The organism is Dyadobacter sp. SRI_021, assembly GCF_057586235.1.
Map to the genome: position 1 here is coordinate 620,368 of NZ_JBYCZM010000004.1, position 21,246 is coordinate 641,613.

The following is a 21,246-nucleotide window of genomic DNA, read 5'->3' on the forward strand; positions in this document are numbered from 1 at the left end:
TCAAATTTCATCTGCTTTTCCAAATGTCACAGCGCCTCCCTGCTGTTCCGATTGGGGCGATTGCCCGCCGGCTGCATGCTCAGGGCGGGGAGCGGTTGCAGGTTCGGCATTGCGCTCTGATTTTTCTTCCGGAACGTGTACAAGCTCGGTTTCCCGCTCGTAGGTGTGTGCATTCAGCAGGCCTTTTTGCTCCGCGTAGGTGTTAACAAATGTTTTCGCTACGCGGCTGGATTTGCGCAGGTACGAAGTCAGCATCACCGTCCAGAAAATCTGTGCAGGAATAGCGAGTAAATCACGTGTATCAGGGTCGGTTCCAAAAAGATACTCTGAAACCTCGATGAGGATTCCGGTAAAAAGGTTTATGGACAAAAATGCGCTGTAAACCATAGGAAATGAATCACGTTTCTTGAAAAACAAACGCCACAGATATACCGAGAAGCACCAGAGGCCCACTATACTCACACATTGAAAAACAAGAAACAGATGGTAGCAAAAGATTCTCTGATCCGTCGTACCGTCCATCCGGTACCATTCGGCATCGGTAAAGAATGTTCCTGCCTCGGCAGTCAGCAATCCCAATGGCGTGAAAATCGGGAGTATAACCACGAATACGCCGACCAGAATCAGCCAGCCGCGGACTGGCAGCGCCGGTTCATGCCCGTAAAAACCCGGCGAATAGCTTTCCCAACGTCGTGCCATGGCGAAGCACGCGATCACGGTTAGGATCGCGACTAATACCATCCATCCGTTGGCATCTTTCCAGCCAATAAACGTACTGGAAATCTCGTCTACCCTGTACTCGAGATGTTCGGTCAGCTTAGCAATATCTTCTTTATATTGTTCCACCTGGTCTGCGGGCACGTGGTCCTGCTTGGTTTGGTACGAATAGGTGAGTTCCCAAACCTTCTCGCCGGGAAGAAATTCCGATTTAAAAGAAATATCATAAGCCATCCGCTCGATCTTCCATTGGTCTCTGGGCACGCTCCGGTTGCCGGAAAAGTGTACGCGAACCTTGTAAGTAATATTTAGCGGATAGTTCAGGTCAGCCGGCGATTTTCGCTTCCGGCCCGGCAGGATATTCAAATGATTATAAATAGCACGGCCAAATACTTTAAAATACCAGTCCAGGTTGTCTTCATCAAGTTGCCATAAATTCCTTATCTGGTACCGTTCCAATACCGAAATGTTGTTGGCTTGGCGCTGGTCGTAAAATTCCAGTGAATCAATACGCTCAAAGCTTGTCCCCTTATACAGATCACTGTAAAAATTCTGATACGATTCTTCCAGTTCCGATAAAACAGATTGCTGCAAAGCACTCCTGAAATTGTCGGCATGACTATTGAAATACACCGTTTTAACTTGCAACATACCTTTTGAGGCCGTGTCAGCAACAGGTGGTAGGTAAAAATCCTCGGTAATTTCTATGGAACCGGGATTTTGCGTCTGAATATGCAGCAATTTGCTCTCACCATCTTTCAACAATAATCCATAGCCGTAAGCCGGAAAATAAGTCTGAGGAATTGCCCCGCCTTGCAATGACATGGTAGCATCCACGAACACATAATCGCGTGCCTCGGGCAGGCGGTTCTCCGGATCGTGCATGAGCACCCTTGTAACTACGTGGTTGAAATCGGCAGGCGAAGGCAGGTAATCTTCCAGGCGTGAGCGCTTGTATGTATCCACAAGCACAGGTGACGCTTCAATGCCATTTGCCTTTAAAATTGCGCAAAGCAGCAACGTTTTGTCCTTGCAATCACCATATCGCTGGTCAAAAACGTCCTCTGGTTTGTGCGGCCGGTGCGAATTCTCCCCGGTTTCAACTCCCAGGTAACGAACTTCGTCCTGCACAAACCGAACCGCTTTTTCAATGTAATCCAGGCGGCTTTCAGAGCCTCTCTTCCACTCTTCAACCTTAGCCCGCAATGCGCCGGAAACGGTTGGAATACTGTAAATCCCCAGTCCCCAATCAACGACTTCTTTCCAGCTTTTGAATTCCGTGACCTGCACCCGTGGTATTGGATCGTACCATGCCGGCTCCCCCTCCTCATAAGCGATCCGTTTGATATTCCGGGCGTCCCATTCATGAATCTGCACACCATTTATAGTCCGCTCCTTGCGTGCAGGCGGCTTGTTAAAATTTTTAATATAAACCGGGCGGCCAGTCTTCACCAGTACTGCGGCATGCACATGCCCCAGGTAATCGTTGGTGGCAAATGTGAAAAAATCCGAGTATTTACCCTGGAACACAGGGTTCCAGCCTGTAAGCGAATACGAAAGTTCAATGCGATCGCCTTTGCGAATGTCTTTCAAAATGACCGACGCCGTATAATAGCCATTATAAATAAACCGCTGGCGGTCGGTTTCCACGGGAATGAGCTTGAAATCGGACAGATTCAGCCGGGATATAGCCACTCCGTCGCGCCATACTGCGAGGCTATGTACATTCAGACGCTCGTACGATGGATCAAACCTAATGATCATTTCGGAGCCGTTTTGCACGCCGCTTTCTGAAACGATCTGCCGGATTACCCGGCGGTAGACCGTTTTTTCATCAAGATTGGCCTGAATGTCCGAAAAGGCAATGTAAAACCCATTTGAAAAATCCTTGACACCCGCGGGCTTCCCACCCGGCGTAACCGGCACCACCCACGAAGGAACAGGCTTGATGCCAATGGAAGGAGCTGCCCGTAGTTCGCCAATGCACATAGCCAGCACACACAATACGGGCAGAAAGGGTCGGATTGAAGGGAATGTAAATGTCAAGTTAATAAATCAGATAGAAGAGTTACAGATAGGCTAAGCTATTCATATTTCTCCAAAGTATCTGACAGCTACAAGCTATTTATTTTACAAACAAGTAATCCGCTGAACAGGCTTCAAATCCGTAGCGACGACTCCCTGATCACCAGTTCGGATGGCAATACAATGCTCTCCGGAGCAAAGTCGCCAGACCCATTCAACTGATTGAGAAATAGACGAGAAGCCTCCATGCCTATCTTCCTACCGGGGCGATGAACGGTCGTGAGCGATGGGAATGTGTAAGCAGATATAGGTGAGTTATCAAATCCGACGAGCCCGATATCCTGTGGTATGCGGAGCCCTTTGTCTTTGGCCACGCGCATTGCGCCGATCGCCACCTGGTCGTTCACACCAAAGATCGCGTCGGGCGGAGATGCCAGTTCCAGCAGGCGTTTTGCGGGGAGAATGGCGCTTTCCACTTTGAAATTCGTATTGATGATCAGATCCTCACGAATAGGCATATTGTATTTTTTGAGACAATTGATATAGCCCTTGAAACGCTGCTCGGAAACGGTTAGGCCGTTCGGTCCCTTCAAATGTGCAATTTGCTTATAACCTATTGAAATCAAATGCTCTACGGCTGCAAATGCGCCGTGGTAATCATCCACCGTGGCACGACTTGTCTCGAAATCCTCATATTCGCGATCAATGAAAATAAGCGGGGTTTTGCGCTGGATCACACTTTCCAGATGCTCGTAGTAACCTGCATCGTAAGTCTCCTGAGAGACCGACAGGAATATCCCTTCCGTCCGGTTGGAGAGCAGCTTGGACAATGATTCTTTTTCAAGCAGGTAGCTTTCGTTGGTCACGCAAATGTTGAGCGTGTAACCCATGGGCTGCAACACGGTGTGCAGGCCTTCGATCACAGCTGTCTCGTAGTAATTGCTGATCGTCGGCACTACCACACCGAGCGAGGCGGTCTTCTTGTTGAGCAGGCTCAGCGACACTTCATTACGCTGGTAACCTACTTCTCTGGCATATTCCTGAATGTTTTTGCGGGTGTCTTCATTGATGGCCGGGTGGTCGTTGAGCGCACGGGAAACAGTGGATGGAGAGCACCGGAAACGGCGTGCAATATCTTTGATCGTAACAGGACGTGAGGAATTCATGGGTTGGAATAGGACAATTAATTCTTTGAAATTTTTTCAAACGTTTGCATTCGATATTAACATATTTACATTTTGTGTTTAATTTATACAACACTATCATTGTGCAAATGTAATGGATTTACCACAATGAGTAACCTGCTGATCAAGCCCCAAACACACGACAAGACGTATCATTCCCTCACCGCCGAACAGGCTGGCTGGACGTACCTGAACTTCGAAGCTAAAATACTGGAAGCAGGCGAACAAATCGTGGGAGATACGGGTGAATATGAATATTGCTTTGCACTGCTGGGTGGAAACTTCAAAGTGGAAGCCGCCGGGAAAGTCTGGGAAACGGGCAATGGGCGCAAAGACGTGTTCAGTGGGATCGGCCACGCGATGTACCTGTCGCGCCGCACGCCGTTTGTACTTACAGCACAATCACCCGGTACCGATATCGCAATTTGCAAGGTACTGTCCGACGAAGATCACCCTCCGCGCATGAAGCGCCCGGAAGAAGCTGCCATTGAATTCCGCGGAGGTGATAATGCCAACCGCCAGATCAACAGCCTGCTTGAACCGGGTTTCGGCTGCCATAAGATCGTTTGTGTGGAAGTGTACACGCCTTCCGGCAATTGGAGCTCTTTCCCGGCGCACAAGCACGATGAGCGCAAGGTAGCCGAGGACGGCACTTTGCTCGAAGCGAATCTCGAAGAAATCTATTTCTACAAAATCGACAAACCGCAGGGCTACGCCATCCAGCAGGTTTATACCGATGACCGCTCGCTCGATGAGATTATCCGCGTAAAAAACAATGAAGCGGTGCTCGTCCCGAAAGGCTATCACCCGGTAGTAGCTGGCCACGGCTACAATGTGTACTATCTCAACTTCCTCGCCGGAAGCGACCAGTCGCTAGCCAACACGTCCGACCCCGACCATGATTGGATCTACGGAACCTGGAAAGGCGCCGACCCGAGACTACCAATCGTCACCGCGGAGATGAATGGATGAAAAGAACTTCGGCTGTCGGCTATCGGCTGTCGAACTGTTGGTGATTAAGATAAAATAACGAAAAACAAGGGCCGACGGCCGACTGCCGAAAGCCGAAGTACAAAAAAAGACATGCCCAAATACGACCTTCTTACCCTTGGCCGCTCCTCCATTGACCTCTACTCGGCCAACGTGGGCAGCCCTTTTGAAAAAATCGAGGCATTCAATGCATTTGTGGGTGGTTGCCCGCTTAATATCGCCACGGGAAGCCGCCGGCTGGGCCTCGAAACAGCTATTCTGACTGGCATAGGCAATGATCAGGTTGGGAACTTCATCAAGCATTTCCTGGACAACGAGGGCATTGTTACCGAATGGGTTCCGACCATCGAAGGTACCCGCAGCTCGGCCGTCGTGCTGGGCATCGAGCCTCCTGACCGATTCCCGCTGGTGTATTACCGCGAAAATTGCGCGGATATCAACCTGAATATTGATCACGTATCCGCAGTACCGTTCCAGGATTTTAAGGCTGCGGCATTCTCAGGCACCGCTTTCAGCAAAGACCCGAGCCGTACCGCGATGTTCTATGCATTGGAACTGGCAAAAAAGAATGGGGTTACCCGATTACTCGACATTGATTTCCGCGCCGATCAGTGGTTCGATCCGCGCGCATTTGGCATCACCATTCGCGCAGCATTGAGCAGCTTCAATATCGTAGTGGGAACGGAGGAAGAGATCCTCGCCACGTTTTTGACCGATAAAGAGCAGCTTCTCATTAAACATCAGCAAATATCAGCACCCGAAATTCGCGGGAATATCGAGAATGCCATTCATGAAATCCTGCATTCGGGCGTGGAAACGTTAGTAGTGAAACGCGGGAAAGACGGTGCATCGATCTTCCAGCCCGGTAAAGAAGAAATGAAAGTACCCGGCTTCCCGGTGGAAGTACTGAATGTGCTTGGAGCCGGCGACGCGTTTTGCGCCGGCTTCTCGTTCGGCCTGCTGCGCGGCTGGGATTTGTACAAAAGTGTGCGAATGGGTAATGCCTGCGGGGCCATCATCGTGACGCGCGAAGGCTGCGCGAATTTCATGCCCGCCTACGATGAAGTAATGGAGTTTGTGAAAGGATACGGAGGATTATAAGTTTTAAAATACAAATGGAAAAATTACAGAATTACATCAACGGCCGCTGGGTCGACAGCCATTCCGATAACTACGTGGATGTGCTCAACCCCGCCAACCAGGAAGTGCTGGCGAAAGTACCTTACGGCAATGCCCAGGATGTTGCCGACGCCGCCGCGGCTGCCCATGAAGGTTTTCAGGAATGGAGGAATACGCCCGTTTCGAAGCGTGTACAATATTTGTTTAAACTCAAAACCATACTGGAAGACAACGCCGACGACATCGCCCGGACTATCACCCTCGAATCCGGTAAGACGTTCATCGAGGCGAAGGCGGAAATGGTGCGCGCGATCGAAAACGTGGAAAATGCCTGCGGTATGCCCACGCTCATCCAGGGCGAATTTTCAGAAGATATTGCCAAAGGTATCGACGAGTACATGATCCGCCAGCCGCTGGGCGTGTGTGCATGTATCGCACCATTCAACTTCCCCGGCATGATCACGTTCTGGTTCCTCCCCTATGCACTCGCCTGCGGCAACAGCTACATTATTAAGCCCTCGGAAAAAGTGCCCCTGACCATGACCAAGATCGTGGGACTAATGGAGCAGCTCGACCTTCCCAAAGGTGTGCTGAACCTCGTGCAAGGCGCACGTGAGACGGTAGATGCTATTTTGGAACATCCTGTGATCAAGGGAATCAGCTTTGTAGGCTCTTCCAATGTGGCCCGTTATGTGTATGCCAAAGGTTCGGCCAACGGCAAACGCGTGCAGGCACAAGGCGGTGCCAAAAACCCGGTGATCGTGCTGCCGGACGCGGATATCGACATGACTTCACAAATCGTGATCGACAGTGTTTACGGCTGCGCAGGCCAGCGTTGCCTGGCCGCTTCGACGATCATTACCGTTGGCGAGCATAAGGACATCACCGACAGCCTCGTCGAATCGGCCAAAAACCGCAAGACAGGTTTTGGCCTGGATCCTGATGTGCTAATGGGGCCAGTGATTACTGCTGAGAGCAAAAACCGCGTGCACAGCCTGATTGATAAAGGTTTGCACGAAGGCGGTCGCCTGCTGGTAGATGGACGCAATGCGAACATCAGCGGCTATGAAAACGGCAACTTCATTGCTCCTACCATTATCGAAGACATTCCGCTGGATGGCGAGCTCGCTGCGACGGAGATTTTCGGGCCGGTGTTGAGCCTGGTGCATATTAACACCATCGACGAAGCAATCCGCTTCATCAATTCCGGCAAATACGGGAATATGGCTTGTATTTTTACGAGCAGTGGTTTGAATGCACGGCGTTTCCGTCATGAAGCCGAAGCTGGTAACATTGGTATTAATATCGGTGTGGCCGCTCCTGTGGCACAGTTCCCGTTCTCGGGCTGGAAGGATAGCTTCTACGGCGACCTCCACGGACAGGGCAAGCATGCGGTCGAGTTCTTTACTCAGACCAAAGTGGTCATTGAGCGCTGGCTGAAAGAGTGGAACAGGAAATTCTAAGAATCTAAAAAATTCTAATCAATTCAATTCTAATCAATTCCCGTCGACTTAAGTCGACGGCAAGGGATGATCAAATTATCTAAGAATAAATCTTGTATAAATCTTTGACCGCCGACTTCGGTCGACGGATGTAACTCGCTCGCAACTCCTGACGATGACAAAAAAACTTAAAACCGGTGTGATCGGACTGGGCCGGATTGGCCAGATCCACCTTAGCAACCTGGTGCACCATATGCCCGATGCGGAAGTGATTATCGCTTCCGACTTGTCGCCTGCTGCACATGCATTCGCTCGTGACCTGGGAGTGGCCGAGGTCGTGACGGATGCCTACGACATAATCAACCACCCTGATGTGGAAGCGGTGATCATTTGCTCGCCTACACCTTTCCACGTGCCTTATACCGTGGCCGCAGCTGAAAAAGGGAAGCACATTTTTTGTGAAAAACCCCTTGATGTAACGCTGGAAGCTATTCAGGCTGCTGAAAAGGCGGTTTCGGATAATAATGTGAAGCTGATGCTTGGCTTTAACCGTCGCTTCGATGCCAACTTTATGAATGTAAGGCATTTAGTAGTTAACGAAAAGATAGGCGAGCCGCACATTCTCCGTATTACCAGCCGCGATCCGGCACCACCGCCGGTGGAATATCTGAAAGTTTCGGGCGGGATTTTCCTCGACATGTCCATTCACGACTTCGATATGGCACGCTACATTGTAGGAAGCGAGGTGAAAGAAGTATTCGTGAAGGGCGATGCGCTCATACATCCGGAGATTAAGGAATTCGGCGACATTGACACTGCCGTAATCGTTCTAACCTTCGAAAACGGTGCCATTGGTGTGATCGACAACAGCCGCAAGGCCGTTTACGGTTACGACCAGCGCCTGGAAATCTTCGGTTCGAAAGGCATGGCTAAGGCGGAAAATAATACCGCCGATACGCTCATTCATTTCGATAGCAATGGCGGCCACAGCTCGCTCCCGCTGCATTTCTTCCTGGAAAGGTATGAAGCAGCCTACCGCGTCTGTCTTAAAACGTTCATCGATTGCGTGTTGAAAGACAACCCATCGCCGGTGGATGCGCACGACGGTCTGATGGCGACCGCTATCGGTATCGCCGCCATGAAGTCGCTGACCGAAGGACGGAGCGTGAAGCTGGACGAAGTGCTGCATTATGCCGGAGCGCCGGTCACGGCGGCGGTTCAGGAATAGTCAAATGTAGTCATGTGTGGTCAGGTATTGTCATTTGTAGTCATGAATGGTCAGGTGTAGTGGAAAATGAATAAGTTTGGCCCGCATAAATAACCAGAGCTGACTAAACCTGACAATACGTGACTGCACTTAACAACAAGTGACAACACCTGACCATAAATGACAATACCTGACCAACACCAATTCTCGACATCCATTACCGTACCATTTAACCAACTAACCCTTTCATAAGCATGTCCACTACCGGTCTGCAATCGCTGGATTACATAGTATTTTTCATCTATCTGATAGGCGTTTCCGCTTACGGTTACTGGATTTATAAAAAGAAAAGCTCGAAAGAGGTTAGCTCGACCGACTACTTCCTCGCGGAGGGTTCGCTGACGTTCTGGGCGATTGGTGCTTCCATCATTGCCTCGAATATTTCGGCCGAGCATTTTATCGGAATGTCGGGGTCGGGATTTGCCATCGGACTGGCCATTTCTTCTTACGAATGGATGGCCGCGGCCTCGCTGATCGTCGTCGCATTGTTTATCCTGCCAGTGTATCTCAAAAACAAGATTTACACGATGCCGCAGTTCCTCAGGGAAAGGTATAACCCCACAGTAGCGACGATTATGGCGGTTTTCTGGCTCCTGCTATACGTATTTGTAAACCTGACATCCATCCTCTACCTCGGAGCTCTCGCGCTTGAAGTGACTGCCGGCATTGATTTTCAATATGCTATCGTCGGCCTCGGACTCTTTGCCGTTGTGATCACCATAGGCGGGATGAAGGTAATCGGTTATACGGATGTAGTACAGGTAGTTGTGCTCGTTCTCGGAGGTCTGGCAACCACTTATCTGGCCCTGGACCTGGTATCCCAGCATTTCAACCGGCCGGGGATATTTAATGCACTTGGATTACTGAAAGAACAGGCTGATTCGCATTTCCACATGATCCTGCCCAAGGATAATCCCTTTTACAAGGACCTTCCGGGCTTAACTGTGATCCTCGGTGCGATGTGGATCAACAACCTGGCCTATTTCGGCTGCAATCAGTACATTATCCAGCGCAGTCTGGGAGCCAGCTTGCCTACCGCACGAAAAGGGATCCTGTTTGCTGCATTGCTCAAATTACTCATCCCGATCATCGTTGTTATCCCGGGTATCGCTGCATTTGTTTTGTACCAAAATGGCATGTTCCAGCAAGAAATGCTCGACGGCAATGTAGTGAAACCCGACCACGCCTACCCTGTATTACTTAACCTGCTACCGGCAGGTCTGAAAGGAATGGCATTTGCCGCGCTCACTGCCGCCATTGTGGCGTCGCTGGCCGGCAAAGCGAACAGTATCTCAACGATATTTACATTGGACATTTACAAACAGTACATCGCCCCGCATGCTACCGAGCGCCAGCTTGTACGTATGGGCAGGTACACGATCTACGTCGCAATGGGCATCGGTGTCCTGATTGCCCCCCAATTGAGGGTGCTTGACCAGGCCTACCAGTTCATTCAGGAATACAGCAGCTTCATTACCCCGGGCGTGTTCGCGATATTCATTCTCGGTATGTTCTGGAAAAGGACTACGTCGGCCGCTGCATTGACAGCCGCGTTGCTGACGATCCCATTGTCGACCGCCGGCAAGTTTATGTACCCCGAAATTCCGTTCCTGGATCGTATGGGCTACATTTTCCTGATCTTGTGCGCTGTGATCGCCGCCATTTCCCTGGCAGATCCGAAGAGTAAAAATAACCCCAAAGGCCTGAACATCGAGGCTTCCATGTTCCAACCCGGCAAGAGTTTTGTGATCGGTTCGGTGCTGATATGCGGTGTGCTGGCCGCTTTGTATACGATATTTTGGTAGCTGTCGGCTGTCGGCTGTCGGCTGTCGGCTGTCGGCTGTCGGGGACAAGCGGAGCCCGAAGCGTTTTAGTTCGCGGGAATATGCATTGAATTAAAAGAACTGCCATACCACACAAATGATCGACTGCCGGTTGCCGGCAGCTGAAAGCCATTAACCAGATGCTTCTGACGACGAAACAATTATTCCAAAAATGCTATGGCCGCTACGCGATTCCGGCCGTGAATGTGTTTTTCATGGAAGAAATCCATGGTCTTTTTGCTGCGGCACAAGAGGCGAATGCTCCTTTCATCGTGCAAACGACCCCCTTCGCACGTGACTATGCGAACGCGGATATGCTCCTGTCCATGATAGGCGCGGCGACACGCATTTACCCGCACGTAACCTATGCGATCCACATGGATCACGGGTACGAAGCGCACATTTTCGACGCAATCGGCAAAGGTGGCTACACTTCCGTGATGATCGATGCCTCGCACGACAATTTTCAACAGAATGTGGCCCGTACGAAAGCGGTCGTGGCAGCCGCACATGCCAAAGGCATTAGTGTAGAAGCAGAACTCGGTGTGCTCGCCGGCGTGGAAGATGACCTTACCGTGGACGCGGCGCATTCATTTTACACCAATCCGCAGCAAGTCGAGGACTTTGTGAATGCGACCGATTGCGACAGCCTGGCCATCGCAGTGGGAACTAGCCACGGCGCTTACAAATTTTCGGGCGGCCAGGGTTTACAGTTTCATATTCTGCGAGAGATCCAGCAGCGCTTGCCCGGCTTCCCGCTCGTACTGCACGGAGGTTCGAACGTGGTCCCAGAAATAATCGAACGCATCAATGCCGCCGGCGGCCAATTAAAAACCGATGCCAAAGGCGTGCAAGAAGAAGAGGTACGAAAAGCTATTCCACTGGGAATTTGCAAAATCAACATTGCTACCGATACGCGCCTGCTCTGGACGATGGTCAACCGCGAGTTTTTCCGCGACCGTCCGGACGAATTCGCCCCTACCACGCCGGGGAAGATTTTTATGGAAGAATACAAAAAGTTTATGCTGAAAAAGTTCGACCTGTTCGGTTGCACGGGTAAGGCCAGCGATTTCAGCGACATGATCAACTGACTCTGTTTCGAACAGTAAATATTCAAAGACATGACCCAACGACTCACGGTAGCACAGGCTACCATCATGTTTCTAAAAAACCAGTACATCGAACGCGACGGCATTGAAGAACCCTATTTCGGTGGCTGTTTCGGCATTTTCGGACACGGTAATGTGGCCGGGCTTGGCCAGGCCTTGCAGGAAAACCCGGATTTCCGTTATTACCAATGCCGCAACGAGCAATCGATGGTGCATACGGCAGTGGCTTATGCGAAGGTGAAAAACCGGCTGGGCGCATTCGTTTGTACGACGTCCATCGGACCGGGCGCTACTAATATGATCACGGGTGCCGCACTGGCGACCATTAACAGGCTCCCGGTATTGCTCCTGCCGGGCGACATTTTCGCTACCCGCGAGCCCAACCCGGTTTTACAACAGCTCGAAAGCGCCGCCTCACAGGACATTTCGGTGAATGACTGCTTCAAACCGGTTTCCAAATATTGGGACCGCATTAACCGCCCCGAGCAACTCATTTACTCCCTGCCCGAAGTCATGCGCGTGCTTACCTCGCAAGCGGAAATGGGTGCGGTGACCCTTTCAATGCCGCAGGATGTGCAAACTCACGCTTATGATTTTCCTGAGTCATTGTTCCAAAAACGTGTATGGCACGTCGGCCGCCCACGCCCGGATTTGGTAACACTGAGAAAAGCTGCCGAATGGATCAAGTCTGCTCAAAAACCGGTAATTGTGGCAGGCGGCGGGACCATTTACAGCGGTGCCGCGGAAACGCTTCATCAATTTGCCTCCAAAACGGGTATCCCCGTCGGTGAGACATTCGCCGGAAAAGGTGCGGTGCGCTACGATGCGCCTTACAGCGTTGGTGGTCTGGGCGCTACCGGAACCAAATATGCGATCGATGTGGCCAACCAGGCTGACCTCGTGATCGGTATCGGCACGCGTTACAGTGATTTTACGACGGCTTCCAAATCGATTTTCAAAAACCCGGATGTCCGTTTTATCAATATCAATATCAGCGAATTTGATGCTTTCAAACACGCTGCATTACCGGTGATCGGGGACGCGAAAGCAGCGCTGGAAGAACTGGCAGGCCTTTTAGGCGATTATGAAGTTTCAGCAAATTACCGTCAGCACATCGCCGACATCAATAAGGCATGGGACGACGAGGTAACTCAAATTTACGCCGACGGCAATAGTACCGTTCCGCCGATCGATCAGGCCGTCGTGATTGGCACGCTGAATAGCTTCATGGACGACCGCGATGTGATGATCAACGCTTCCGGCAGCGCCCCGGGCGATTTGCACAAGCTCTGGCGCGCCACCGATCCTAAAAACTTCCACCTCGAATATGGTTTCTCCTGCATGGGCTACGAGATCGCTGCGGGATTGGGCGCTAAAATGGCAGATCCATCGCGTGAAGTGTACGTACTCTGCGGAGATGGCGGCTACCTGATGAATAACCATGAGATCGTAACTTCCATTCAGGAGGGCGTGCGCTTCACGATCCTGCTCTTGAACAATAATGGCTATGCAAGCATCGGAGGTTTATCGGAAAGCATTGGCAGCGAGCGATTCGGAACCATGTACAAATACCGCGAGAGTGAAACCGGCCAGTTATCGGGCGGCTTTTTGCCGGTGGATCTGGCTAAAAATGCGGAAAGCCTCGGCGCTAACGTCATTCGCGCTACCGACAGAAAATCGCTGGAAAACGCATTGGCACAAGCCAGAATCGCCGACCGCACTACCGTCATTTACATCGAAACAAGCCTCTACCGCACCGTGAAGGGCTACCACGCCTGGTGGGAAGTGCCAGTGGCAGAAGTCTCGACGTCGGCATCGGTGCAAAAAGCTTACGAGACTTATCGAGAGAACAAAAAAACGCAACGAATTTTCTTATAAGGAGGAAAGGGAGGATGGAAGAAAGGGAGGAACGGGAATTAATCTTCCCTTACTTTTCCCCTTCCTCCATCCTCCTTCCTCCCCTTACTCCTTTCAAAAAAATGAACTTCGAAAACATCCAACTAGGCGTTGCTCCGATCAACTGGACCAACGACGATATGCCGGAGCTCGGCGGCGAGAATACATTTGAGCAATGTGTCAGTGAAATGGCACTGGCCGGGTTTACCGGTTGCGAGGTCGGCAACAAGTTTCCCCGCGATACCAATGTGTTGAAAAAAGCACTGGGGCTCCGTGGCTTGCAGATCTGCAACCAATGGAACAGCTATGAGCTGACGACTAAATCCTTCGCCGAAAACCGCGAGAATTTCACGAAACTGCTCGATTTCCTGGAAATAATGGGCGCGAAAGTGATCGGTGGCGGCGAAACGGGCAATAGCTGCCAGGGCCAAATGGACGTGCCGGTATTTGAAGGTAAAGGAATGCTCAATACCCGCGAGGATTGGGACAATTTCACTTACGGCCTCGACGAACTCGGAAAAATCGCCCGCGACCGTGGCATGAAACTGGCATTTCATCACCATATGGGCACCTGCATTCAAACCATGGAAGAAACCGACCGGCTGCTCAACGAAACCAATTCCGACTACGTGTTCCTGAACTATGATTGCGGGCATTTCCATTTCGCCGGTGAAGACCCGGTAGCCGCACTAAACAAATACATCGGCCGCACGGCGCATATTCACCTGAAAGACGTGCGCCCGAACGTGCTGCAACGCGTACACGACGAGCGTCTGAGTTTCCTGACAGCCGTTAAAAATGGTGTTTTCACCGTGCCGGGTGACCCCGAAGGTTGCATTGATTTCCCATCCCTTTTCGAAATCATCAAAAAAAGCGACTACGCCGGCTGGATCGTCCTCGAAGCTGAACAAGATCCCGCCAAAGCGAATCCGCTCGAATACGCCATCATCGCAAGGAATTTTTTCAGGGGATTGACCGGAATCTAGATTTCAGCAGTTCAAGCGTTGACATCATTCAAGATCTGCGCCATTTAACAAGCAACACTTACGAGAGCAGGCCCAGCGGGCCCCACCTGTTTATAGAATATCAATACGCACCCATTTAACCGGCTGCGGAGGAGCCTCCTGATAACTTAGGAGGCTCCTCCGCAGCCGGTTGCCGTTTTATGAATGGTATTTCTATAAACAGGGAGCTCCTCGCGGGGCAGAATTAATGCTACCGCTTGATCCCTCCTAACAGACGGGAAGTCATCCAGAAAATCATCGAGCGATACCGCTGCTTCAAGGTGATCAAAAAGCGAATCAATAGGTACCCTGGTTGCCCGTTCAATATCTCCGGGTCGATGGTAACTATATCATGAATCCCCATATTCTTCTTTCGCTCCATCTCTGAAAAGGCAACGGCTTTATAGCAACAAATTAGTGAAATTTTGAACTAAGCACTGCGCTTGCCGCCACATTTTCCCTCCCCGCTACGTAACAGCAGTATATTACCGATTAACCTGCATTGCATTACGGCCTATGAAATCAGTTTACACATTACTTTAAACTGAACACTATGTTGAATTTCAAACAATTACACCTTTTCTATGTCTTGATATTTGCGGTGTCGATAGTGGGTTGTCAGGACAAGGACATTGCCCCCGCCGTCGCGAAAATCGATTCCACTACCGCGGCGGACTATCCCGGGATAAACAGCTGGCTTTACGATGTGATGGACGACGCATATTTCTGGTACAAAAACCTGCCGGCTGAAAGCACACTCGATAACACCATTGATCCTCACGACTATTTTGAAAAACTCGTCTATCAGCGCACTACAGTCGACCGGTTCTCGATGGTTACCGACGATATCGATGCGCTGCAGAACGAATTCAACGGTATCAGCAAAATTTTTGGAATCAGCTATTCATTGTCGTACATCGATAACGGCAAGTCGAACATAGCTGCATTCCTGAACTACGTGGTAAAAGACAGCCCTGCCGAGGCCGCAGGTTTGAAACGCGGTGATATTCTTATGAAGGTGAATGGCACGCAGCTTACATCCGGCAACTACACATCGCTGCTCAGCAGTAATGAAACCGCCACTTTTACATTAGGAGAGGTTTCCGGTGCCAACATCGTCGCAAGCAACCGGACCATTACCATGACCAAAGCGGAAGTAAGCGAAAATCCCGTTCTCTTTTCGACGGTTATTTCAAAACCAACTTACGGCAAAACAATCGGTTATTTGGTCTACACACAGTTCGTGCCGGGTACCAAAACCGATGAATCGAAATATGACAATGAACTGCGCCAGGTATTTGCGGACTTTAAAAGTAAAGGTGTGAATGAGCTGGTACTCGATCTGCGCTTCAATCCCGGTGGTTATATCAGTTCGGCCGAAACCCTCGCCTCGCTGATTGGAACCGGTGTTTCAAATTCAAAAATCTTTTATAAAGAGCTATGGAATGACAAATACACCGCTTACTGGAAAAAAACGCAGGGAGCCGACGCATTGAACTACTCTTTCCTGAACGAAGCGAACAATATTGGTAACACATTGAGCCGGGTGTTTGTACTCACTTCCAACGGCACCGCATCTGCCAGCGAACTAGTTATCAATGGATTAAAGCCTTATATGAGCGTGATCAAGATCGGGGAGCATACCGCCGGCAAAAACCTGTTCGGTTCAGTAATCGGCGATGACCAGGAACGCTGGAAATGGGGCGCGTACATTATGCTCGGGCAAACCGCCAATGCCAACGGCGAGTCGGATTACGGCACCGTGAATGGCATGGTGCCGGATTATGAAATTGAAGATTCTACCGTGCCTTACCTGCCCTTTGGAGATGAAAATGAAACGCTGCTTCGCAAAGCACTCGACATTATGGGGATTCCGGCGCCGGAAGGACAACGCCTGGCTTCTATGAAGAGCGTCGTCAGTTTCCGCAAAATGCTTCATGACGACCTCAAGACGAAAGATAACCTCATGATCCGTCGCGGGAACGTAAGAGCAATCCCTTATTAAACTCTCACATACATATTGTTCACTGGACCGGGCCTGCACTTGCGGGCCCGGTCCGTTTTACGCCCGTTCCATCAAAAAAGCAACAGACTGGCACCGTTTTAGTTGTATTTACCGTAATTTTGAATCCCAATTTTTACTCACGTTCGGTATGCAGGCAACGATATGAAGTTGAGCGCTTTATATATCCTCTTTTTTTTCTGCTCTTTCGTGCCTTTCGCCCAGGCGCAGACCGGCAAACACACCTATCGTTTTAGAAACGAATTCACCGTGGCCCAACCGGAATGCGGCCCCGACCTTGTACAGGTAAAATCGGCAGGCTCGTGCAGTGCCGGAAGCTCGGGCGGCAGCTCTGTAGTAGAAGTTCTCCCTTGCGGCGAGCGGCGGGCTGTCTATCACAATAACATGAACTGGGGTTTGATGTACCCCAATACCGACGGCCTCGTTTCCGAATCCTACACCATCCAGCTTTACCTGAAAGTGACGGACTGGGGTCGGGCAAGAGCCAGGATCATCGATTTTTCGAATGGCACCCGCGATGAAGGTGTTTACTTTAAAACTACTCCCGGAAGTGCCAGCCATTGTCTGGAATTATCTCCGAACGGCGTTATCGGGGAATGCCCTTATTTTGATTCCGCAACCTATTACTTACTGACTTTTACCCGTGACGGCATTACGGGAAGAATGGATATTTATGTCGGCAACAACCTTTTCGTCAGCTTCATCGATGCCAATAAAAACTACGTAGGTAAAGCCGGAGTGCCGATTTACTTTTTTCGGGATGATAGCGCAGCCCCTTGCGAATCGGGAGAGGCAAACATTGCCTACCTGTCCTTTCGTCGTGAGTATTTCCCGCAAACCGCGGTCAATAAATCGGTTTCGGAAATCTGCTTTGAGGCCAATATCAACTCATATGCGGATTTCTCCATTTCCCCGGGTGCTGTTTGCGATCCTTCAAAAAACACCGAGGTAAAATACACAGGCCCCATTCCTGCACCTGGTACGGGTTATGATTTCAAATGGGATTGGGGTGGAGCACAGGTTGTCTCAGGCTCCGGAATGGGCCCTTACCTACTGAAGTGGCCTGCCGGCGGCGGTACCAAGACTATTACCCTGTCGGTCACGAACCAGGCTTGTGGTAATACGCTCGAAAATGGTAAACGGATTGTGGTCGGTGGCCCGACGCTGACTGCCGAAACGGCGTCAGGCAGTTGCGACACAGGAACCGATGGTACGATTACGCTAACCGCCGCAGATGGTGTTTCGCCCTACCAATATTCGATCGATTCGGTCAATTTTCAGGCATCCAATCTATTTCATGCGCCGGCAGGAAATTACCGGGTGTTTGTCAAAGACGATAACGGCTGTACCGCCGCGGAGAATGCCGCTCTGACGTTTGCCAGCGATATTACCCTCGCTATAATGCCGGACACGACCATTTGCACAGGACAATCGGTTACACTGGCTGCTACCAGCAATGGCCAGACCTTTTCCTGGCTGCCGCAAGACGGACTGGATAATGCCGGCATATTAGAGCCGGTGGCCAGCCCTGAGACCACTACGCAATACATCATTACTGCCACCAAGGGTTTTTGCACCCGAACAGACACCGTGCGCGTCACCGTATCCCCAAAAATCGTGGTGAATGTGACACCCGACGCGCTGATCGAATACAATGTTCCTTTTCAGCTCAATGCTACTTCGCCCCAAATCCGCAACTACGCGGCTGCCACGTTTCTCTGGACACCAGACATCGGTCTGAACAACGCCCATATTCAAAGTCCGGTCGCTGTTTTGCGCGAAAATCAGTCTTATACGGTAGATGTTACATCGGAGTTAGGCTGCAAAGGATCCGGCCAAGTCAACCTGTCCATTACACGTCAGGAGAGCATTGTCGTGCCAACCGCATTCTCGCCCAATGGCGACGGCCGGAACGAGGTATTGATGCCGGTCGTGAACGACATCGAATCGATCCATTATTTTCGCATTTACAATCGTTGGGGCCAGGTTGTTTTCTCGACCAATCAACTAAATACAGGCTGGGACGGCTCTTTCAACGGCAGAGCAGCCGTTTCAGGTAACTACGTGTGGGAAATCGAGGGGATATCGACCAAAGGAAAGGTAATCAGCAAGAAGGGCGCTGTGCTGCTGCTGTTGTGACGGCAGTCGGCCGTCGGCTGTCAGCCGTCATTTTCATAACACCGATAGCCGAAGGCCGAAAGCCGACCGCCGAAGTAATTTTCACCTGCTTATCCAGCTGAATTCATATTCCAGGTCCGGAATGCGGGTGCGGTCGGCGATTCTTCTGAGGCGAGCAGGAAGAGCCATGAGATAATCTCTTGCTTTTTCTGCTTTTTCATTAATGTCGCGCACGGAATCGATATTCCATTCTTTGAGCAAGTCTTCCAGAATATCAATGTAATCCAGCGTCGTGTACACGCCCAGCCGCTGTGCGGCATCCGAGAAGTGTGAGAAGGTTTCACCCATTTTCACACCGGTCTCGCGCATGAAATGCGCCGGCATAACGATCTTTTTCCGCATCATATCTTCCAAAGCCAGCATCAGTTCCGACGGATCGACTTCCAGAATCCGTGTTACGAATGTTTTGTACGCTTTCGCATGGCGCATTTCATCGGAAGCGATCACGCCGCATATTTTCGACAAATGCGGGTTCCCGAATTTCTTCGCGAGCGTGGCGGTGCGGCGGTGTGAAACGTTGGTAGCCAGCTCCTGGAATGAAGTATAAATGAAGTTGCGGTAAGGGTCACGGTCGGTACCGATATCGAAACCATCGGCGATGAGATATTGTGTGGAAACCTCCATCGCACGCATATTTACGCGGCCCGAGAGGTAAAGGTATTTATTAAGCAAGTCGCCATGGCGGTTTTCTTCCGCCGTCCAGGCGCGCACCCACTTCACCCAGCCGGATTCCGGCTCATCGACCTGGTTGATACCAATCACGTCCACCAGCCAGGATTCGTAAGTAGGCAACGCCTCTTCCGTAATCGTGTCCCCGATCAGCACGGCAATGTAGTCATAAGGCAGATCGCGGCAACTTTCCTGCAAAAGCTTCACTTCATGCAAAAAGTTCTCCCGGGTTGCATCAGGCAGAAAATCAGAAGGTTGCCAGTTTTCCTCGATCGGTTTCAGGTATTCTCCAATCAGCCCGTCGAGGTCTTTGCCTATATGTTTCATTACTTCAAGCCTTTCGGCTGAAAGCGTAATATCCATTGGTATTTCGATTTAAACACTATTGACTATTTTACAAATAACGTGAATTATACGTAAGTTTTGAATGACAATTGTCATTTCGCGTTTTAGAATTTGGAGTAACCAAAACAGATTTCGACTATTTTTGCAAAAAAAATTAGAATGAAAAAAATCCTCGATTACGTTCTGAGTGCCCTCTACCTGATCCATTTTGGTCTTACCCTGTTAGTTTTCCATGTTATACAGGTCATCGCATTCAACGTCTTCGGCAAAAAGGCGCATAAAGTGTCAGTCGACTGGCTTAATTTTTCCCTCACATTCGGCCTCTATCTGACCGGTGCGAGCATCAGGCTCAAAAACCTTGCCCAGCTGCCCGTCGACCGGCCGCTTATATTCGTAGCCAACCACCAGAGCAGCTACGACATCTCTCCCATTTACTGGTATATGCGGAAATACAGTCCGCGATTTGTTTCCAAAATAGAGCTCGCAAAAGGCGTTCCGAGCATTTCCTATAACCTGCGCAAGAGTGGCGCCGCGCTTATTAACCGTAAAGACGGCAAGCAAGCCATTACTGAAATCGCGCGTCTCGGCAAGCTGATCCATGATGAAAAGGCATCGGCGATTATTTTCCCGGAAGGCACCCGCACCGCCAGTGGGGAAATGAAGCCGTTTCAATCGGGTGGAGTAGCAACGCTGCTCAAACGCGCCCCGGACGCGCTCATCGTGCCGGTTGCGATCGATGGCACAGGCGCCATGAACCCCAAGGGCATTTTTCCCTTGAAATCATTCTGCACATTAAGTTTCACCGTGCTCCCTGGTATTGAACCCGCCGGAAGGAAAGTAGAAGAAGTGCTGGCGCAAACACAAGAAGAAATCAGGAAGGTGATCCAGCCCGAATCAGTGGCCGCCGGATACTGATAACTTAATTACTCCTGGCATTCAAGGCCTTACATTGGCTTAACAATCGTTAACAATCCCCTTTTAAACCTCTGCGGTCAGCGGCCCTCTAACCCACAAACATTAAAACTTTTGGGTTATGAAAAAGATACTTTTTGCCGCAGTGGTTCTCGCATTAGGATTCACCAATGCTTCCGCCCAATATGGTCCCCGTTACGATCGTGACCACTACCACGACGGTTACAGCCGTGAAAGAATGTCTGACATTAACAGACTCCAAAGAGAAGCAAGACAAAATATCGCTAACGGTGTACAATGGGGAACGCTCACTTCCCGTGAGGCGAACATGCTTATGAACCGCTACGAAAACATAGAAGACAAGGAACGCCACTTCGCCCGTCACGGCCGTTTGTCGCACCGTGAGGAAAGAATTCTCCGCAATGATCTCCACGAGCTGATGTCGGATACCCGCCGCCTGAGTCGTGACCGCGACCGCTGGTCCCGCGATGGCCGTTACAGAGACAGATATTAAGATTTTAAAGGTTATAGTTGAAGGTTTAG

16 protein-coding genes are annotated in these 21,246 nt (G+C 50.5%); 12 read left to right on the top strand and 4 right to left on the bottom strand.

Features of this window, described 5'->3' with window-relative positions:
- Both AC2YIT_RS15560 and AC2YIT_RS15565 read right to left on the bottom strand, forming a co-directional pair.
- Window positions 1-2,763 (bottom strand): DUF3857 domain-containing protein, encoded by a 2,763-nt coding sequence (locus AC2YIT_RS15560; protein ID WP_487279754.1) that lies wholly within the window; start codon window positions 2,761-2,763, stop codon window positions 1-3.
- A 113-nt stretch (window positions 2,764-2,876) separates the two neighbouring features.
- Window positions 2,877-3,908 carry a LacI family DNA-binding transcriptional regulator gene (locus AC2YIT_RS15565; RefSeq protein ID WP_430845481.1) on the bottom strand — a complete coding sequence of 344 codons (1,032 nt, stop codon included), beginning with the start codon at window positions 3,906-3,908 and terminating at the stop codon, window positions 2,877-2,879.
- 126 nt (window positions 3,909-4,034) lie between these two features.
- On the opposite strand from AC2YIT_RS15565, the gene iolB reads away from it, so the two are divergent.
- The 8 genes from iolB to iolE all read left to right on the top strand — a co-directional run bounded on the left by iolB (window position 4,035) and on the right by iolE (window position 14,558).
- A complete protein-coding gene (gene iolB, locus AC2YIT_RS15570) occupies window positions 4,035-4,898 on the top strand; it encodes a 5-deoxy-glucuronate isomerase (RefSeq protein WP_430845480.1) in 864 nt (287 codons plus the stop codon).
- Window positions 4,899-5,009: 111 nt separating this feature from the next.
- Window positions 5,010-6,017: a 5-dehydro-2-deoxygluconokinase gene (gene iolC / locus AC2YIT_RS15575; protein WP_430845479.1), complete on the top strand. Its 1,008-nt coding sequence runs from the start codon at window positions 5,010-5,012 to the stop codon at window positions 6,015-6,017.
- A gap of 14 nt (window positions 6,018-6,031) precedes the next feature.
- The gene (locus AC2YIT_RS15580) at window positions 6,032-7,498 is read left to right on the top strand and encodes a CoA-acylating methylmalonate-semialdehyde dehydrogenase (protein ID WP_430845478.1); all 1,467 of its coding nucleotides are present in this window, start codon (window positions 6,032-6,034) and stop codon (window positions 7,496-7,498) included.
- Window positions 7,499-7,652: 154 nt separating this feature from the next.
- Complete coding sequence (gene iolG, locus AC2YIT_RS15585) at window positions 7,653-8,705, top strand: inositol 2-dehydrogenase (RefSeq protein ID WP_487279755.1); 1,053 nt, start codon at window positions 7,653-7,655, stop codon at window positions 8,703-8,705.
- A gap of 233 nt (window positions 8,706-8,938) precedes the next feature.
- Window positions 8,939-10,549, top strand: a complete 1,611-nt coding sequence (locus AC2YIT_RS15590; RefSeq protein WP_430845476.1) for a sodium:solute symporter family transporter — start codon at window positions 8,939-8,941, stop codon at window positions 10,547-10,549.
- A 158-nt stretch (window positions 10,550-10,707) separates the two neighbouring features.
- Window positions 10,708-11,658: a class II fructose-bisphosphate aldolase gene (locus tag AC2YIT_RS15595; protein WP_487279756.1), complete on the top strand. Its 951-nt coding sequence runs from the start codon at window positions 10,708-10,710 to the stop codon at window positions 11,656-11,658.
- 30 nt (window positions 11,659-11,688) lie between these two features.
- The gene (gene iolD / locus AC2YIT_RS15600) at window positions 11,689-13,554 is read left to right on the top strand and encodes a 3D-(3,5/4)-trihydroxycyclohexane-1,2-dione acylhydrolase (decyclizing) (protein WP_487279757.1); all 1,866 of its coding nucleotides are present in this window, start codon (window positions 11,689-11,691) and stop codon (window positions 13,552-13,554) included.
- A gap of 101 nt (window positions 13,555-13,655) precedes the next feature.
- Complete coding sequence (iolE, locus tag AC2YIT_RS15605; RefSeq protein WP_430845473.1) at window positions 13,656-14,558, top strand: myo-inosose-2 dehydratase; 903 nt, start codon at window positions 13,656-13,658, stop codon at window positions 14,556-14,558.
- Between the two features lie 146 nt (window positions 14,559-14,704).
- On the opposite strand, the gene AC2YIT_RS15610 is transcribed toward iolE, so the two are convergent.
- Window positions 14,705-14,902: a DUF433 domain-containing protein gene (locus AC2YIT_RS15610; RefSeq protein ID WP_487279820.1), complete on the bottom strand. Its 198-nt coding sequence runs from the start codon at window positions 14,900-14,902 to the stop codon at window positions 14,705-14,707.
- A 227-nt stretch (window positions 14,903-15,129) separates the two neighbouring features.
- On the opposite strand from AC2YIT_RS15610, the gene AC2YIT_RS15615 reads away from it, so the two are divergent.
- Together AC2YIT_RS15615 and AC2YIT_RS15620 are read left to right on the top strand one after the other, a co-directional pair.
- The gene (locus AC2YIT_RS15615) at window positions 15,130-16,581 is read left to right on the top strand and encodes a S41 family peptidase (protein ID WP_487279758.1); all 1,452 of its coding nucleotides are present in this window, start codon (window positions 15,130-15,132) and stop codon (window positions 16,579-16,581) included.
- A gap of 162 nt (window positions 16,582-16,743) precedes the next feature.
- Window positions 16,744-18,738: a T9SS type B sorting domain-containing protein gene (locus AC2YIT_RS15620; protein WP_487279759.1), complete on the top strand. Its 1,995-nt coding sequence runs from the start codon at window positions 16,744-16,746 to the stop codon at window positions 18,736-18,738.
- A gap of 81 nt (window positions 18,739-18,819) precedes the next feature.
- Here AC2YIT_RS15620 and AC2YIT_RS15625 read toward each other — a convergent pair whose 3' ends face one another.
- Window positions 18,820-19,809 carry an acyl-ACP desaturase gene (locus AC2YIT_RS15625; protein ID WP_430845470.1) on the bottom strand — a complete coding sequence of 330 codons (990 nt, stop codon included), beginning with the start codon at window positions 19,807-19,809 and terminating at the stop codon, window positions 18,820-18,822.
- 141 nt (window positions 19,810-19,950) lie between these two features.
- Between AC2YIT_RS15625 and AC2YIT_RS15630 the strand changes: the two genes are divergently transcribed.
- On the top strand, window positions 19,951-20,706 hold the full coding sequence (locus tag AC2YIT_RS15630; RefSeq protein WP_430845469.1) for a lysophospholipid acyltransferase family protein: 756 nt from the start codon (window positions 19,951-19,953) through the stop codon (window positions 20,704-20,706).
- Window positions 20,707-20,824: 118 nt separating this feature from the next.
- Window positions 20,825-21,217 (top strand): hypothetical protein, encoded by a 393-nt coding sequence (locus AC2YIT_RS15635; protein ID WP_430845468.1) that lies wholly within the window; start codon window positions 20,825-20,827, stop codon window positions 21,215-21,217.
- The last annotated feature ends 29 nt before the right edge of the window (window positions 21,218-21,246 follow it).